The 17,627-nt window shown below is 64.7% G+C and carries 13 protein-coding genes and 1 pseudogene; 5 read left to right on the top strand and 9 right to left on the bottom strand.

Annotation, left to right across the window (positions count from 1 at the left end; translation table 11 throughout):
• From LWC34_RS09380 to LWC34_RS09355, 6 genes are read right to left on the bottom strand one after another with little or no spacing between them, the layout of a single operon-like run.
• Entirely contained in the window at positions 1-933 is a 933-nt protein-coding gene (locus LWC34_RS09380; protein WP_233724601.1) for an acyl-CoA dehydrogenase family protein, read from the bottom strand.
• Positions 930-2,063 (bottom strand): acyl-CoA dehydrogenase family protein, encoded by a 1,134-nt coding sequence (locus LWC34_RS09375; RefSeq protein WP_233724600.1) that lies wholly within the window; start codon positions 2,061-2,063, stop codon positions 930-932. Before LWC34_RS09375 ends, LWC34_RS09380 begins: the two co-directional genes overlap by 4 nt.
• Positions 2,063-2,935, bottom strand: coding sequence for a thioesterase domain-containing protein (locus LWC34_RS09370; protein ID WP_233724599.1), 873 nt, complete (start codon positions 2,933-2,935; stop codon positions 2,063-2,065). The genes LWC34_RS09375 and LWC34_RS09370 overlap by 1 nt, the downstream gene beginning before the upstream one ends.
• On the bottom strand, positions 2,935-6,225 hold the full coding sequence (locus tag LWC34_RS09365) for a non-ribosomal peptide synthetase (protein ID WP_233724598.1): 3,291 nt from the start codon (positions 6,223-6,225) through the stop codon (positions 2,935-2,937). The genes LWC34_RS09370 and LWC34_RS09365 overlap by 1 nt, the downstream gene beginning before the upstream one ends.
• 18 nt (positions 6,226-6,243) lie before the next feature.
• Positions 6,244-6,420 carry an MbtH family protein gene (locus LWC34_RS09360; RefSeq protein WP_233724597.1) on the bottom strand — a complete coding sequence of 59 codons (177 nt, stop codon included), beginning with the start codon at positions 6,418-6,420 and terminating at the stop codon, positions 6,244-6,246.
• 7 nt (positions 6,421-6,427) lie between these two features.
• Positions 6,428-9,484, bottom strand: a complete 3,057-nt coding sequence (locus tag LWC34_RS09355) for a non-ribosomal peptide synthetase (protein WP_233724596.1) — start codon at positions 9,482-9,484, stop codon at positions 6,428-6,430.
• An 852-nt stretch (positions 9,485-10,336) separates the two neighbouring features.
• On the opposite strand from LWC34_RS09355, the gene LWC34_RS09350 reads away from it, so the two are divergent.
• From LWC34_RS09350 to LWC34_RS09340, 3 genes are read left to right on the top strand one after another with little or no spacing between them, the layout of a single operon-like run.
• Complete coding sequence (locus LWC34_RS09350; protein WP_233724595.1) at positions 10,337-11,497, top strand: argininosuccinate synthase domain-containing protein; 1,161 nt, start codon at positions 10,337-10,339, stop codon at positions 11,495-11,497.
• Between the two features lie 9 nt (positions 11,498-11,506).
• On the top strand, positions 11,507-12,490 hold the full coding sequence (locus LWC34_RS09345; RefSeq protein ID WP_233724594.1) for an aldo/keto reductase: 984 nt from the start codon (positions 11,507-11,509) through the stop codon (positions 12,488-12,490).
• Positions 12,487-13,197 (top strand): sulfotransferase-like domain-containing protein, encoded by a 711-nt coding sequence (locus LWC34_RS09340; RefSeq protein ID WP_233724593.1) that lies wholly within the window; start codon positions 12,487-12,489, stop codon positions 13,195-13,197. The genes LWC34_RS09345 and LWC34_RS09340 overlap by 4 nt, the downstream gene beginning before the upstream one ends.
• Here the strand turns inward: LWC34_RS09340 and LWC34_RS09335 are convergent.
• A complete protein-coding gene (locus LWC34_RS09335) occupies positions 13,190-13,507 on the bottom strand; it encodes a hypothetical protein (RefSeq protein ID WP_233726395.1) in 318 nt (105 codons plus the stop codon). The genes LWC34_RS09340 and LWC34_RS09335 overlap by 8 nt on opposite strands.
• 213 nt (positions 13,508-13,720) lie before the next feature.
• A pseudogene (locus LWC34_RS09330) lies at positions 13,721-13,918 on the bottom strand (MbtH family protein); the annotation flags it as partial.
• A 377-nt stretch (positions 13,919-14,295) separates the two neighbouring features.
• On the opposite strand from LWC34_RS09330, the gene LWC34_RS09325 reads away from it, so the two are divergent.
• Together LWC34_RS09325 and LWC34_RS09320 are read left to right on the top strand one after the other, a co-directional pair.
• A complete protein-coding gene (locus tag LWC34_RS09325) occupies positions 14,296-14,907 on the top strand; it encodes a DUF1062 domain-containing protein (RefSeq protein ID WP_233724592.1) in 612 nt (203 codons plus the stop codon).
• 11 nt (positions 14,908-14,918) lie between these two features.
• Positions 14,919-16,475, top strand: coding sequence for a dolichyl-phosphate-mannose--protein mannosyltransferase (locus tag LWC34_RS09320; protein WP_372496450.1), 1,557 nt, complete (start codon positions 14,919-14,921; stop codon positions 16,473-16,475).
• A gap of 70 nt (positions 16,476-16,545) precedes the next feature.
• On the opposite strand, the gene LWC34_RS09315 is transcribed toward LWC34_RS09320, so the two are convergent.
• On the bottom strand, positions 16,546-17,613 hold the full coding sequence (locus tag LWC34_RS09315; protein ID WP_233724591.1) for a Gfo/Idh/MocA family protein: 1,068 nt from the start codon (positions 17,611-17,613) through the stop codon (positions 16,546-16,548).
• Positions 17,614-17,627 lie beyond the last annotated feature (14 nt).

Raw genomic sequence — 17,627 nt, 5'->3', positions numbered from 1 at the left:
TCACTCCCCCGTGGAGCGACTTTCGCGCCGCAATTCGGCAGGTGTCCCGAGCCGTACCGATTCGACCGCCGCCCGCCGGTAGTACAGCTGGGCGTCGTTGTCGGACTGCATACCGACAGCGCCGTTGATCTGCATGGTCTTTGTCGTCACGGTACGGGCCAGATCAGCGGCCGCCGCAAGGTTGGCCGCCGCGTGCGCGGCCGCGTCGGAGGAGTGCACCAGCAGGCGTGTCGCGTCGATGTGCATCGACATTTCGCTGAGCCTGAACGCGAGGCCCTGGAACTTGCCGATGGGCTGGCCGAATTGGCGGCGTTTCTTGGCGTAGCCGACGGCGTGATCAAGGGCGGCTTGGGCGAGGCCGACCAAGTACGCGGCTTGCCGAACGCGGGCGTTGGCCAGCGCTTTCTCCCAGTCTGTGGCGGCATAGACCGTCTCGGTCACGGGCGTGCCCGTGAATTCCACTTCGTACTCCTCGCCGCGGCCGGTTTCCTCGTACCGTCGCATGGTGATGGAAGGATCCCCAGCCTGCACGAGCGCGAGACGCATTCCGCCCGTGTCCGTGCCGCCCACGACAAAGAAGTCAACCTCCGCCGCGAACCCGACAAAGGTTCGCCGAGCGGTGATCAGACCATCCTTGGCGGACCAAGGATCGTCCGAAACGGCCAATGCCACCGCGGTTTGACCGATCTCACTCTTGGGAAACAGCTCCCGCGCGGTCAAGGTGTCCAGCATCGGGCCTTGGTACAGCACGGATCCGAGTAGTTCGGCCAGCTCCACGGAACCATCGAGTGCACCGAGCCCAACCAATCCCTGCCAAACCATCGACCGGATCTCACGACTGTCCTCATCGGTGTCGACGCCGTTGCGCGGCCGGTCAGCCATCCGCCGGACCATCGGCGCCAGATCTTCGTCAAAGAACTCGGCGACAGTCATGACGGCAACCCCAATTTCGATGTGGCGACAAAGAAAAGCATGATCTCCGACGAACCCTGGGCCAGCGTGAGGCCCGGAGCCTCCCGGAGCGCCGCATCGAAGATGCCGTCAGCGATGGCATCGGGATCACGTGCGTCCAAAAGTGCCTGCGAGCCAATGAGTTCGACCGCCGCGATGGACACTTCCTTGGCCGTTTCCGACGTGTACCACTTGGCTGTCGCCGAGTCCACTTCGTCCGGATTGCCTTCCTGTAGGTTGTTCACGCACCGCCACGCCAACAGCCGCGCCGCGCGCACCCGCGTCTCCAGCTCGACCAGCCGTTCTTCAGACCCCGCGGGCGCATGCTCCTGTAAGGCAGCCAGCGTTCGCTCTGCCTTGGCGGAGTGGTCCAATCCAGTGCGCTCCAACGGAAGCACCTTGTTCAGGACCTGCCAGCCGTCGTCGACGTCACCGAGCACGTCCTCAGGACCGACCCGGATCCCGTCGAGTGTCACGCAGTCGAACCGCTCCTCGGACATGTTCCACAGTGGCTCGATGACCACACCCATACTCTGCAACGGAACCAGAAACAGCGTGATTCCGAAGTAGTTCACCGGGCCGGTCGATGTCCGGGCCGCGCACAGCGCGAAATCACTGTGCTGCGCCTTCATGTTGTAGATCTTCTTGCCGTGCAGCCGCCATCCTTCGCCGTCCGGCTCGGCACGCGTGGTCAGCGAGGCCAGATCCGATCCGACACCCGGCTCGCTGAACAACACGTTGGCTGTGGTCTCACCGCGCGCGAGGCCTGGGAGGAAACGCTCTTTCTGTTCGTCCGTACCGAAGAAGTTGATGGCCGACCCGACGATGTCGATGCCCAACGAGTGCACGTTCTCGGGCACGCCGTGACGGATCATTTCCTCGGTGAGGATGGCCTTCTCCACGAACGTGCCGCCCGAGCCGCCATAACGCTCGGGCCAGTTGACCGCGAGCCAACCGAGCTTGCCCAGCCGCCGGTGCACGTCGAGCAGCCCGGCCTCCTGCCCATACGGCACCCTGCGTGACTGCGCCACTTCCTCGCGTACCTGATCTTCCCTGAGCAGCTTGCACACTTCAGCCCGAAAGCGTTCCTGTTCGGGCCTGGGAACCGGCATCATCGCTTGCTCACCTCGCTTAGGCTTGTGCGAAGCGCTTGCGCCAGCGCCTCGATGTTTGGGGGTTGCAGAATCGTGTAGTGGTTGCCCGGCACCACATGGATCTCATCGGAATAGGCACGCCAACGGTCGAGATACGCAGGCTCCGAGTCCTCCGCGCACAGCAGCACGACTCGGGCGTCCACATGCGACGGATGGTAGGCAAGGAAAGCACGCACGTTGGCTGCGAACACCGGGAAGCGCTCGGCCAGTTCGGCCTCGCTCAACTCGGCGCCCATTCCCGCGATGTCGGCAGCGAACGCCGCACGGAGTTCATCGTCATCGCCATGAGCGCCTACGTCGGCACCGAAGCCCGCGCCGGGTCCATCCTCATCGCCATGAAGGCAAGCACCACGAGCCCCTACGCCGCTGGCACCGCCAGGGCACACTTCGCCATCGCCCTCCGAATCGATGGACGCATCCACGAAGGCCGTGTCCAGCGCGACCACCAGCGCGACATCCTGATCCTGCCTTGCCATTTCCAGCGCCACTGCTCCGCCGACCGACCATCCGCCCAGGTACAGCGGCCCCTCTGGCTGGACCGCCCGGACCGCGGCCAAATACTCGGCCGCGATCTCGGGCAGTTTCCGCTCGGCCGCGCCGCCGTTCAGGCCCGGATCTTCGAGCCCGAAAACAGGTTGGTCGTCACCCAGCAGGCCTGCCAAGGCCGCGTAGGGTGCGACCGATCCGCCTGCCGCGTGTACGAGCAACAGCGCCGGACGTGTTCCTGTGGGCTTGAGCGGGACGACTGGTGAAACGTCCTGCTCCACCGCCTGCTTCTGCTGTAACCGCAGGAGCAGCAGCGCACGCCGTTTCTCAGCCAGGGTGGACATCAGCGGGACTCGTTCAACATCCGATCGATTTCCTCTTCGGACAGTCCGGCGATCTCGGCCTCAAGCTGCGAGACCTCGTCATCGCCCAGCAGCGCGTGCTGTGCCTCGTCGATTTGGCCCGCGTACTGGCTCAGCGTCGGGTAGCTGAACAGTCGCCGAGGGTCGAGCGTGACCTGGAAAGCGTCACGCACCCGTGAAACCAGCTGAGTGACCTGCAGCGAGTTGCCGCCCAGGAGGAAGAAGTTGTCCTGCGCGCCGATGCTACCCGGGTCGAGGCTCAGCAGGCCCTGCCAGATCTCGGCCACGCGGCGCTGCGTCTCGGTGGTCAGCTCGACCTGCTCGACGCCGCCGTCCGGGCGCGGGTTGGGCAGCTTCGCGTGGTCGATCTTGCCGGTCGAGGTCAGCGGGAGCTGGTCAAGCTGCACGTAGTCGGTCGGCACCATGTGCAGCGGCAGCCGATCCGTGAGGTGTTCACGCAGCGAATCCGTCTGGAACTCGCCGACCACATAAGCGGCCAGCCATGCCGAGGTCGTCCCCTGGTCCTGCACGGTCACGACACACTGCTGCACGCTGGTGTAGCTCTCGATGGCGTGCTCGATCTCGCCGAGCTCCACCCGCAGACCACGCAGCTTGACCTGGCGGTCGACGCGGCCGAGGAACTCAAGTTGCCCGTCGGCGTTCCACCGTACGAGGTCGCCGGTGGCGTACATGCGCTCGCCGGGGTTGGTGGCGAACGGGTCGGGCATGAACTTCTCGGCGGTCTGGTCGGGCCTGCCGAGATAGCCGATGGCAAGGCCCGCTCCTGCCATGAACAGCTCGCCGGGCACGCCGACCGGGACCGGCCGCAATTCGCTGTCCAGCACGTAGGCGCGCTGGTTGGCCATCGCGCGGCCAATCGGCGGCGAGCCGTCCAAGGGCTCCGGCGGGCACAGGTAGTCCACACAGGTCACGGTGACCTCGGTGGGCCCGTATCCATTGTGGAACTCACGCCCTGGCTTGGACCACTTGTTGACCAACTCGGGGCCGAATGGCTCCATACCGATGAAACACACCCGCAGATCGTCCAACTTGGACGGATCAAGCAGACCGAGCACGGCAGGCGGGATGTCCACCATGGTCACTCGTTCGCGCGCCAGCAGGTCCTGCAGCTTGTCGGGATCGAGCAGCTCCTCGCGTGGTGCGCCCACAATGGTCCCGCCAGCGGTCAAGGTCGAGAACACGTCCGACACGCTCACGTCGAAGGCAGGGTTGGAGAACTGCAGGATCCGATCGTCCGGTGTCACGTCGAACATCTGCTGGAAGGTCGTGCAGAAGTTCACGACTGCACGATGCGGGACGATGACTCCCTTGGGAGTTCCGGTCGAGCCCGAGGTGTAGATGACGTATGCCGCGTCTTCCTGCTTCACGGACACCGAAGGCGTCGAAGTGTCCTGACTTTCGAAGGTATCCATCAGGATCCGCTCGACCCCTTCGGGCAACCGGTCGGCCAGATCCGAAGTGGTCACCACAGCCGCCACATCGGCGTCGCCGAGCTGATAGGACAGGCGATCTGCCGGGTACTGCGGGTCGAGCGGCAGCCAAGCGCCGCCTGCCTTGAGCACGCCGAGCTCGGCGGCCGGGAGGTCGAATCCGCGTTCCAGCAACACTCCGACCACACGCCCTGGCACGACCTTGAAATCGTCCACAAGGGCATGTGCCAGGGCGCTCGACCGCTCGTCCAGTTGCCTGTAGGTGAGGTCCTCCCCCGCGAACCGCATCGCGACCGCGTCCGGTTTTTCGGCCACGCGTGCCGCGAACAGCTCGTGCAGCAGCCGGTCGTCCGTCTGACCGGGCTCGGGGTTCCATTCGGAGAGCACGCGCACGTGTTCGCCGTCCGGCATGATGTCCAGCGCGTCGATCCGGGCGTCCGGCCTGGACAGTGCGTCGGCCATGACCGTCTTGAAGTGTTCGACCAGTTGCTCGATCGTGCGCTGGTCGAACAGCTCGGCTGAGTACTCGATCCAGATGCCGAGGCCGCCGTCCGGCAGGTCGTTGATCTGGAAGGTGATGTCGAACCGGGTCGTTTTCGGCTGCGGTGTCAGCATTTCGACGTCCACGCCGGGCAGCTGCCAGCGCGCGATCATCGGCTCAGGCAGCAGCGTGAACAGGTGCGCGACCACCGGGTTGCGCCCTGGCAACCGCTCCGGGCTCAGCGCCTCGACCAAGCGGCCGAACGGCACGTCCTGGTGCGCCATCGCGTCGATGATGTTGTTGTTGGTGGACTGCACGAGGTCACGGAACACCGGATTGCCGTCAACGTTGCCACGCACCACGACCGCGTTGGCGAAAAACCCCATCATCGGCTCGGTCTCGGAGCGCGTTCGTCCGGAAAGGACGGACCCGAGCGCGATGTCGGTCTGGCCGGTGTAGCGGTTCATCACGACCTGGTAGCCGGCCATCGTCAAGGCGAGCAGGGAAACTCCTTCGGCCTTGGCCATGTCCCTGATGTCCTTGGCGAGATCGTCGGGCAGGCGGTCGGCGTGGATGCTTCCCTCGCCTGTGGGTGCGGACGGACGCGCCCGGTCGCCGCGGATCTCCAACGGCTCCATCCCGTCCAATGAGGACCGCCAGTAGTCGACCTGCTTCTCCGGCTCGTCGCTGAGCAGCCACAGTCGTTGCCAGGCCGCGTAGTCAGCGGGCTGAAGGGTGATCGGTTCGAACTGCGCGCCACTCGGATCGCTGTAGCGTGCCGTGAGCTCATCGGCGAACTGGCGTGACGACCATCCGTCGATCACGATGTGTTGCCATACAATGGAAAGCACGTGGTCTTCGGGTCCAAGACGCATCAGGCCGAATCGGTAGGGTGGGCCGTTGCGCAGGTCGAACTCTTCGCGGACGTGCTGGTCGATCCAGTCCTGAACGGACTCCTCGGTGCCGTCGATCACCGGAAGTTCCCACGTCTCGGGCGGCGGATCGACGGCCTGGAACGGCACGCCGTGCTCGTCGCCAAACCTGGTGCGCAGGCTCTCGTGCCGCCCGACAATCCCGCGCAGCGCCTCGGAAAGGGCATTCACGTCGAGCTTGCCACGCAACCGCATCGCGAACGGGACATTGTAGACCGGGGCGCCGCCAACCATCTGATGCAGGAACCACAGGAAACGCTGCTGGTCGGCGATCGCCATCCTGCCGGTCCGCGGGACGGAGACGATCCGCTCGCGCTCGGCCCGTTCCGCCACCCGCTGGCGGACCTTCTTCTCCAGCAGCGCCCGCCTGATCTCGGCAACGTTGCCCTCATTGGGTGTGGTGGTCATGATCTAGGTCTCCTCCCTTCACTTGCGGACGCTCAGCGGGCGCAGATCGGTCCACTCCCGCGCGATGTGCTCGAGGCATTCGGTTTTGCTGCCCGAAACGCCGTCCTCGCGCCAGCCGTTGGGAACGTCCCGGCCGGTCGGCCAGATCGAGTACTGCTCCTCGTGGTTGATCACCACGATGAACTGCTTTTCCATGACACGCTTACCTTTCCTGCGGTACCAAAGTGGGAATGCCGGCAAGGCCGGTGAGGTAGCGATCGAGCGTGGTGAGCCCGTCCGCCGCCGGTTGCGCCAACGAAACCGCGTGATGGCTGAACCGCTCGGTGTCGAACTGTTGGGAACTGTCGGTGAACATCTCGTCGAACTCGGCTGGCGCCGCGTCGCGGCCATCGCTGGGTTCGGGCAAGAGCAGGCTCAGCCCGGCGAGCCTGTCGTCGTGCTGGGCGACGGCTTGGACGCGGTCGCGGAACTGTGCATAGGTGACCCGTTCGAGTCCACATCGGTCGGCCAAGACCTCGAATGCCTCGGCGAAATGGAGCGTTCCTGGCCACAGCACGTGCAGCGTGCCGTCCGGCACATCGATGTCGCCTGTCGCGACATGTGCCACGAATTGGCTGACCACGTCCACTGGGGTCACGTCGGTCTTCGCTTCGGTCTGGAACACGCAGCCGACGCGCGCACACGCGTACAGGATGTTGTGTGCCAGTGAGCCTGGGTTGGCCAGGCCGATCGATTGGTGTGGCCAGACTTCGCCGAGCCGGTACGCCACCGAGGCGATTCCTCGCTTTCGTGCGTCGGCGAGCAGGCATTCGGCGACGTATTTCGACCTGTTGTAGCCGTCCGTGGTGACTTGGTCCGGCGCCGGAATGAGGTCCTCGGTGATGCGTCCGGTCGGATCGTCGGCCGGGAAGATGCTCAATGTGGACAGTGTGTGCACGCGCGCGCCGCCTGCGGCCAGCTTGATGAGCTCTTGCACGCCAACCACGTTGGTCGGGCGGTGGTCCACGTAGCCGGACAGGAAGTTCACCGCGCCCGCGGCGTTGACGATACCGGACACGTTCGAGGCGACCTTGTCGAACTGTTTTTGCGACAGGCCAAGCAGGTCGCTGCTCAGGTCGCCGGGAAGTACCTCGACCCGGCCAGTCTTGAGTGCCATTGGTAACAGCCGGCAAGCGGACGTCAGCTGATATTGTTCGAGAACCTCGGTCAGCCGCCGGGTTCCCTCGGTCTCGTCAGCGCATCGCACCAGGCAGATCACGGCTACGTTGGGATTCTCGAGCAACTCGGCCAGGATGTGCGCGCCGACGAATCCGGTCGCGCCGGTGAGCAGCAGTGTCTGCGGCGGGCGCCATTCAAGGTCGTGCTTGACAAAGGCCAGCTCGGCGGTGTCGTCGTCGATCCCCTTGGTCAGCCGCTCGGCCTGGGCGCGCACGGTCGACGCGACGAGTAGATCCCTTGGCCGCACCGGCTTCTCCAGCCTCGCGCTGACTGCGACGGTGAGCCGGTTGGCGATCAGCGAGTCGCCGCCGTACTGGGCGAACGGCGTGATCACGCAAACCTTTTCCACACCGAGCACTTCGCACCAGGCTGAACAGATCAACTCTTCCATCGGGTCGGCTGGCGGCTCGATGTGGTCGACAGGGAGCGCCTGCCGTGTCGTCTCTCCCGCCACGAGTGCCGTCAATGCCTTGCGGTCCGCTTTGCCGTTCTGGTTGAGCGGGAACGCGTCGAGCACCACGATCTGTTGCGGCACTTGCTCGGCGGGCAGTTTCTCGGCCGCGTACTCGCGGAGCTCGTCCAAGGATGGCGGGTTGTCCACTGCTCGTGGCGTGACGCAACCGACCAAAGTGGACTCCGTGGATTCGCCGAGGACGACCGCCATCGCGCTGCCCACCAGCGGGTGCTCGGTCAGTGCCGATGCGACGTCGCCGAGCTCCACTCGTACCCCGCCGACCTTGACTTGCTCGTCGAGCCTGCCTGCGAAGTACAGCAGCCCGTCTTCACCCAGCCGCGCCAGATCGCCCGTGCGGTACAGCTTCTCGCCAGGGATTTCGTCGAACGGATTGTCTACAAGTACCTGCGCGGTGCGCTCGGGATCGTTGAGGTAGCCCGCGCCGACGCACTCGCCACCCAGGTATATCTCGCCAGGGGTGTCCACTGGGACTGGGTTGAGGTCGTCGTCGAGCACGATCGCGGCGGTGTTGTCGATCGGGCGCCCGATCGGAATCCGGTCCGCGTCGGCGTCGGTGATCTCGTGGAAGACCGACCCGATCGAGCATTCGGTCGGCCCGAAGGTGTTGGTGACCTCCAACCCGGGCAGCAGCGCCCTCAGCCGTTGCACCGCACCGGGGCTGGCCGCTTCGCCACCGATCAGCATCCGCCGCAGACTCGACGTCGCGTCGCGCAGATCCTCGCGTAGTTCCAGCAGGGCAACGAACACCGCCAGCACGGATGGCACGAAATCGGTGACCGTGACGCCGTATCGGCCGATCGTCATCGCAGTCTGCTCAAGATCGAGGATGCCGTCGCGGTGCGGCAGGACAACTTGCCCGCCGGACACCAGCGGCCACAACACCTGCCACATCGAGGAATCGAACGTGGACCGGCTGTTCTGCAGCGTCACGTGATCGGCGCCGTCGCCGAACCGGCGCGACATCGTGGTCAGCCTGTTGACCAGGCCTCGGTGATAGTTGAGCGAGCACTTGGGCGTACCCGTCGACCCTGAGGTGTAGAACCCGTAGATCAAGTCCTCCGGCCCGGGTGCACGGTCTCCCGGTGGGGGCTCTGCCACATCGCGCTGCTCGGCGCAGTCCACGATCACTGCCGGGAATGTGGGCTCCAGCTCGGCGACGGTGTCCACAGTCGCGGGTGACACCACGATCGCGGGTGGCGCAAGCTCGGCCATGATCGAATTGAGCCGCTCGGTCGGCCATGCCGGATCGAGCGGCACGAAGGCCGAGCCGGTCTTCATCACGCCGAAGAGCGCCGTCGGGAATTCGGGGCCGTCCGCGACGAGTACCGGTATCAGCTGTCGTTTCGACACGCCGTTGCCGATCAGCCGATTGGCAGTCGTATTGGCAGCGGCATCGAGGTCGGCGTAGCTCAGCACAGTGTCCCGATAACGGATCGCGGGACGGTCCGGCGCGTTGTTCCTTTTCTCGCTGAACAGATCAAGGACCGTACTGTGCCGGGGAAACTCGTGCCGCGGCCCCAGTGATGTACCCAGTGATGTACTCAGTGACGGGCGAATGTCGGTCAAGGCGTGTTCGCCTCGGTGCATCTGCTGATGGCGTTGCATCACACCCCCGTTGTCTCGACTGGCAAAAGATTCTCGGTCACCAGATCGGTGAGCGGTCTTCTCGATGCGTTTCAGTGAACCGTGGCACCACTAGGCGCGCATGATGAAAGGTCCGAAACGGTGTCTGTCGTGTTCCAATGGCGACTGAAATGGCGCACTTTTCAGCCGCCGGGCACTATTCGGTTCGAGTCGATCATGCGCATGCCGAGCGCTGGTGCGTCCACAACGCACCCAACGAGACCGCCCAGCCGCCCGCGGCTGCGTCGTACCGAAGACCCGACCGGCCAACACCGGCAAGACGCGACCCCAGATCGCGGTCCGGGCGAGCGCGGTACGCCACTTCGACATGAACAGCCTGACATACAAGGGAAGAACGAGCATGACGAATCGGGCCGGGTCGTCATGCGACCGGCCGGCGACCCCAGTTCGGCAGGTGCCCATGACTGGCTCAGCCCGAGACACCTGAACCCGTAACCCCATGTTTAACGGTTACCCGAACATCCGGTCATCACGCAACCGTCACCCGAACAGAGCAAACTCATTTAGCGTCCACAATGGAGGACGATCTTCAATTCCGGACAGCGCGTTCACCGACCACTTAGCCCAGCTCAACACGCATAAGAGAACAACGGATAACATTGATACAGAACATAAGGATCTCCTGCCGGACACCGGCCAAAAAAGACGTGGGCACGCGATCTCCGGCGTGCGTTCGTCGTGCCGGGTCGTCGTCGTGCCGTTACAGTCGGCTGCAGGTTCGGCGTATTCGGCGCCGGATCACACACGTCAACCAGCGTTCACGGGGAGCTTGTGGTGCACGCGAATGACAATGAACGAATTGGATTGTTCCAGGCGGGTGGACTGTCCTCGCTGGCCGTCGGCGTCTGGCTGACCGAACTGCCGGCCCCGACGACACATTATGTCGCCGACATCGGCCAAGCGGACCGCTCCACAATAGACGAACTGATTTCTTCCTTACGAGCCTTCGGCGCCGAAGTCGTACTGGTGGATTTGCGATCGACGATGGCCGCGGTGGCCTCGGATCTGCTCCGATGCCGCGCCAGCCACGACGGCGGCTACTGGAATACGACCGGCGCCGCGCGTTTCGTCCTCGTCAGCGAACTGGCGCCGTTGATGCGTGCGGACGGGTGCACGATGTTCGCGCACGGGTGCGTCGGCGGAGGCAACGATCAGCGCCGCTTCGCGCGCTACGGCACCGAAGTCGCGCCGGAACTGTCGATCGTCGAGCCGTGGACAGACCCACAGGCCTTGGAGCGGTTCCCCCATCGGGAGGCAATGCTCAAGGCCGTCATCGAGCACAAGTTGTCGCTCGATCCCGGCAGCAGTGATGTGCGGTCAACCGACGCCAATCTCGCTGGTATCTCACACGAGTCGGCCGAGCTTGAAGACCTGGAAACGCCGGTAACCAAGCTCGATCCACGATGGAGCAGATGGCCTGGGCAAACCGCGGCCGACCCGGAGACTGTCACGGTCACCTTCCGCGATGGCCTTGTCGCCGACGTCAACGGAAGCGGGTCCGAGCCCCTGGAGTGGATGACGGAGGCCAACGAAATCGGTGCGCGGCATGGGATCTGGCTGTGCGATGTGGTCGAACGCCGCATCATCGGCACGGTCTGCCGTGGTATCTACGAAGCGCCCGGCCTTGAATTGCTCGACCGCGCGTGGACCCGCCTTCTGCAGGCCAGCCTTGACGTGGCAAGCCGCGATCTCTACGACCGCCTGTCCGTCGTGCTTGGCGCCGCGATGTACGAAGGCCGCTGGCTCGAACCGGCCGCATGCGCGGCGCGCGACGCGGTCGACCGGCTCGTCGGTGACATCAGCGGAACCGTGACCCTGTCCGTCCACCGTGGACTCGCTCAGGTCGAAGGTATGGAGGTTGCGGGAAACGTGGTACCGCAACAGACCCGGTTCGGCTCGGGCGGCAACCGGTGGAGCAAGGTGACCACAGTTTAGGAGGAAGGGATGCGTGAACGCCGATTCGGCCGACTGGGCTGGAAAGTCAGCGATGTCGGCTACGGTATGTGGGGTATCGCAGGCGGCGAGGGCGGCTGGACCGGCGCCGACGACTCGCACGGCAACACGGCCCTCGACGAGGCAGTGCGTCTCGGCTGCACGTTCTTCGACACCGCGTGGATCTACGGCCGCGGTCACAGCGAAGAGTTGTTGGGGCAGTTGGTGAAACGGCACCCGGATCGCGGCCTGAACATCGCAACCAAGCCGCCACCGAAGGACCGCGCTTTCCCATCCACTCGGGACTCAAAACTGTCCGATGTGTACCCGCCGGACCATCTCTGGGAATACCTGCACCACAGCCTGAAAGGGCTGGACGTGCCGAGCGTGGATCTGTTCCAGTTCCATGTCTGGGAGGACGCGTGGGCACATGACGCGACATGGCAAGACGCCATCGTGGAGATGAAGGAACGCGGGTTGATCAAGGGCGTCGGGATCAGCGTCAACCGTTGGGAACCATGGAATGTGTTGCAGACCCTGCAGACCGGCCTGATCGACTCGGTGCAGGTGATCTACAACATCTTTGATCAGTCCCCTGAGGACGAACTGTTCCCGGCGTGCCGTGAGTTGGACATCGCGGTGATCGCGCGGGTGCCGTTCGATGAAGGAACGCTCACCGGCACCTTGACGCGCGACAGCCGCTGGGCCGAAGGCGACTGGCGCAATACCTATTTTGTTCCGGAAAACCTCATCCCGAGTGTGGAACGCGCGCAACGGCTGGCGCAGATCGTGCCCGCGGGCATGACGATGCCGGAACTCGCGTTGCGCTTCATCCTCCAGAACCCGGATGTGACGACCGTGATCCCGGGCATGCGCAACGTAAAACACGTGCGTAGCAACATTTCGACCAGTGACGCCGAACCCTTGAGCGAGGAACTCATGGCACAGTTGCGTGATCATCGTTGGGACCGCCAGCCCACGGAGTGGTCGCAGTGAAGCCGATCGTGCTGTGGGCCGTTCCCCGGTCGCGGTCGACGGCGTTCCTGCGCATCATGCTCGAACGCGGCGACCTCGAAGTGGCACACGAACCATTCTCGTATCTGCAGGTGGACGGCCACTTCACCCTCGCCGGTCGGCACGCGACATCCCCGATCGAGCTGCTCGACGCGATCCTGGACGTGAATGCCAACGAGCGCCGGGTGTTCGTGAAGGACACATCGGACTACAAGTACACGTCACTGCTGTCGGACAAGCGCTTGTTCACCGAGGTGATCAATACGTTCATGATCCGGGAGCCCCATGGCGCGATCTCGTCGCACTACGCGATGAACGCCTCTGCGACCATGGACGAATACGGATTCGAGTATCTGCACGACATCTTCTCGGCCGTCCGGTCAGTCACAGGGGAGGTCCCTGTGGTGATCGACGGCGACGACCTCGTAGCCAATCCAGAGGCAACGGTGAAGGCGTACTGCGAACGAGTCGGCCTATCGTTCAAACCCGAGGCAATGCACTGGAACCCAGGCGAACAAACAAACTGGCATCGAACAAACCAGTGGCATGCGGAAGTAGCAGGCAGCAGCGGTCTGGTGGCGCAGGCGCCCAAGGAACGCGCGACACCGGACAACAACGAGCACTTGCGCCGCGTCGCCGCCCATCACCAACCGTTCTACGACGCCCTCGCCCGTCACCGCCTCAGCTAACACGCCCCCAATCCGGGTGAGCGTTGTACACAGATGCGACCAGTTTCAGCACGTCGGGATCCCGCATCACCCTAGCCTCGGCACGCAGGAACGCGACCTTGTCCGGAAACGGGACAGGGACGCGTTCTTCCCGTGCCTCGACCGGATCAGCCGCCACCAGCAGCCCTTCGCCCTGCTCGGCATACATGATCCGAATGCGGCCGTGCCGCTCGGCCTCATCAAGGTGAGGCAGCTCGCCCGCATCAAACCGCCGCTCATCCTCATCAAGCCGAGCAAGCACGAAGGCACTGAGGTCATCCAAGTCAGCCATACTCCCGGGATAGCCACTCGACGCTCGCCTCAAGCCTCCGCCCGCTGAGGCCTCGAGATTCGAGGCTGAGTGCTCGGTACTCGGGCTCGAGGCTCGGGCCTTGGGCCCGCCGAGCGCGAGCGGCACGCCGAGCCTCCTGCGCCGACCACCGAGCCCCCGTCGACCGCCCAGCTCCGGCGAGCATAAGGAACTCGGCTGCCCTTTACTTACCTTCATTTCTTGGGCCAGGCTTTTCGGCCGCATGTCCGTCCAGTTGGTTTCTACGTAGTCGAGGCAGGATTGGCGGGTATCGGGGCCGTGCACGGTCCGCAAGCCTGCCGGTACCTCGGAGAAGTTCGGCCAGAGGGAGTGCTCCGCCAAGCGGCGAGCGAGGCCACTTCGCGCGCGTTGACCTGCGCGAAGTCGCGACAATTTCCGCGCACTCGAACACATCACACAGTCTCATGTGCGCCGGACGCCTGAATTCACTGAAATAGCGGCGAGAAATGCCGGTATTGCAACCTCTCCCGCGGTTGTGAAAACCACAGGAAAATGACAGCGAACAAGCGGCAACGACCGACCTTGGTCCCTAGGAAAATCGGTTGCCGGACCGCCCGGCGGTCACCACCATGACGCGCATGGGTCGGTAACCAGTGGCGCACGCCCTCAGGCGTGCTTCTCATTGCCCTTCACGCGACGTGACGTGCCACGTCGTGCCAGCCGGCGTGCTCCGCATTCGCGCGCTGGCCATCCGCCACTGGCTTGCGGAGGCACCCCGCTGCCTCCGCCATAGACCCCTGGAACGCGTCATGAGTAGTACCCGTGTGCCCGCGGACGTCGACTGGAAATCGCTGTGGGTGATCAGCGAGCTCGGCCTGCCAGCCATCGTCAAACCATGCGTGTCGTGCCGCTCGACCCGGCACCATCCCACCGGAAAGATCCGGATGAACGCGAACGGCAAGCTCCTCGACGTCTGGCTGCTGATCGGCTGTGAGCAGTGCGGCCGCACGTCGAAAATCGCCGTCCACGAGCGCATCCACGTGCACGCGCTCGACCACGACCGGCTGCTGACGTTCGAGAACAACGACCCGGCCATGGTGCGTGAGCTGGTGCTGGGGGCGGGACACCGGCTCGACTGGACCGGTACCTGGCAGCTGCACACCGACATGCCGTTCTACGAGCTCGCGCCCGATGATCCGGCACTCGAGGTCCTGGTCAGGTTCGAGCTCCCGGCGCCCATCCGGGTCGAGAAGCTGCTGACGAGCGGGTTCGGCCTGAGCCGGTCCGCCGTGCGCGGCATGGTCGGCTCGGGGCGGATCCGCCTGCCCATGGCCCTTGACGCGAAGGCCCGCGAAGACTTCACCCTCTACGTGGCCGGCGCGGACGAACCGGATACCGGGCGCGCACAGCCGACCCCCTAACATCGGGTGTCGTGACAGCCGTCGTGACCGGGTCCGACCACAAGTCGGGCAACCATGCGGAGGAGGACCACCGGACATCAGCTCCGGGTGCCGATCCGGCCGAGAGCCTGCTCGTCAGACCGATGCCGACGGACCGGCTGCGTGGCTGGCTGGTCGCGGGCGTGCTCGCGGTCATCGGCGGGATCGTCCGGCTGCAGAACCTCGGCATCCCGACCCACAACGGCACCCCGGTCTTCGACGAGAAGTACTACGCCGCGCAGGCGTGGCAGATGCTGCGTAACGGCTGGTACGAGGACAACCCTGGCTACGAGTACACGGTCCATCCGCCGCTGGCCAAGCAGCTGATCGGGATCGGTGAATGGCTTTTCGGCTACACGGGCTGGGGATGGCGCTTTGTCGGCGCCATCCTCGGCACGTTGATGGTCCTGATGATCGTGCGGATCGCGCGCAGGCTGACCCGGTCGCCCCTGCTCGGCGCGGTCGCCGGAATCCTGCTGATCAGCGACGGCGTGCTGCACCTGATGAGCCGGATGGCGATGCTGGACATCTTCATCGCCTTCTTCATCCTCGCCGCGTTCGGCTGCGTGCTGCTTGACCGTGACCAGATGCGGCAACGCCTGGCCATCGCGATGCGCGAGGGCTGGGTCAACGACTCCGTGTACGGGCCGCGCATTGGCTTCCGCTGGTGGCGTTTCGCCGCGGGTATCAGCCTTGGTTTGGCGTGTGCGACGAAGTGGGGCGGCCTGTATTGGGTGGCCGCGTTCGGCCTGATGACCGTGATCTGGGACGCCACCGCCCGCCGCTCCGCGGGCGTCGCGAACCCGTGGGTCGGCGCCCTCCGCCGCGACCTGCTGCCCGGCCTGTGGGCGCTGTTGATCATTCCGGTCCTGGTGTACCTGGGCACATGGTGGGCGTGGTTCGCGAGCGAGACCGCCATCGATCGTCATCTCGTGACTGGTTGGTGGGGGCCGTTCGGTCCGGCACTGCGGTCACTGTTCGACTATTCCGCGAACGTCCTGAACTTCCACGAGAACCTGGTGACGAAGCCTGGCCAGCAACACCCGTGGGAGTCCAAGCCGTGGACGTGGCCGATGGGTCTGCGGCCGATGCTGTTCTCCTGGGACAGCACGACGAAGGCCTGCGGCGAGTCGTCCTGTGTGAGCGCCACGATGCTGATCGGCACGCCCGCGATGTGGTGGCTGGCGTTCCCGATGCTGGCGTGGGGCCTGTGGCGGATGATCGGCAAGCTGGACTCGCGCTACGCGGCCGTCATCGTGGCCTACCTGGCAGGCCTGCTGCCGTGGTTCCTCAACCTCGACCGGCAGATGTACTTCTTCTACATGACGCCGGTCTCGGCCTTCCTGATCCTCGGCCTGGTGCTGCCGCTCGGCCAGATCCTCGGCAAAGCCAGCGACAGCTACGAAAGACGCGGGACAGGCCTGCTCGTTGTGGCACTGTACGTGGGATTGGTCGTGGCCAACTTCGTGTGGCTGTGGCCGATCCTGAACGGCGACTCGATCACCAACGCCCGCTGGCAAGCCGAACTCTGGCTCCCATCCTGGCGCTAGCCCTCTCCGCGCCGTGTCCACCTTTGCAGCACACCGTGTCCACCATTCCGACACAGTGAAATGCATATAGTCAAGACGCCGCCTGTACCGCGGCGACCATGCGCTGTCGCATGACCGCGTGATCGAAGTCAGGAACGGTAGTCGTGCCGTTCTCGATGTCCTCAAGCAGCTGCACGTACGCGTGCGCGACTCCGTAACCTGGCATACCGTCGACGAGACCGGGGACGCGGTGATACTCGGCGGGCACCTGCAAGTCGGCCAGTTCGGTGTCGCTGCCGTGGCCGCCGCGGATCCGCAGCGGCGCGAACTGTGGATTGCCGAACGGTCCCGTGATCACGAGGTCGCCGTCGGTACCGTTGATCTCCCACTGGAAGTTCGTGCCACGGCACATGCCGCCTCGATAATGGACAGTCGCAACCGCACCACTGTCCAACTGTCCCGCGACGACAACCTGATCCGGCGCGGTCATCGGAATCTCGCCATCCCCATCACGCACTGTGGTACGCCGATTCGCGACGACAGCGCGAATCTCAGCAAACTCCCCCAGTACCAACGCAAGGCTGTCGACGGCATGCGCAACCGGGATGGTCAGCATGGTCGCGCCGTTGGCCGCGTCGAAGAGATACCGGCTACTCGGCGCGGGAACCTCGGCGCCCCAAGCCATCCCCGATCCCACGACCGTGGTCGACAGGACATCTCCGACATAACCGTCGGCAATCAGATCACGCAACCACCGGATCGCCGGAACCGCCCGCCCCTGCAATCCAATGGCCGTCCTGACACCACGTGATCGCGCCAACGCGGCCAGTTCCTCGGCCTCGGCGAGCCCGTTGCCCAACGGCCACTCGCACAGGACCATCTTGTTCGCCTGCACCGCAGCCGTGACGAGCTCGTGGTGACGCGGGGTCTTGACCGTGACGACAACCAGGTCGACCTCGTCCCGGCTCACGAGCTCATCCACCGACCCGAACGCGAGTGGCACGCCGTGCGCCTCCCCCGCCGCCCTCGCTGATTCCGCGGAACTCGCGCTCAACGCCCGAATCTCGTAACCAGGAAGTGCCCTCAACGCGGGAACATGGGCCATAGCGGCCCAACCACCATTCGCGCTGAGCCCGACAATGCCAACGCCGACAGCCATAGCCATCAGGGTAT

Source organism: Kibdelosporangium philippinense (assembly GCF_021390435.2).
Lineage (GTDB): Bacteria > Actinomycetota > Actinomycetes > Mycobacteriales > Pseudonocardiaceae > Kibdelosporangium > Kibdelosporangium philippinense.
The sequence above is the reverse complement of the archived record's forward strand: the minus strand, read 5'-3'. Positions and strand labels throughout refer to the sequence as shown.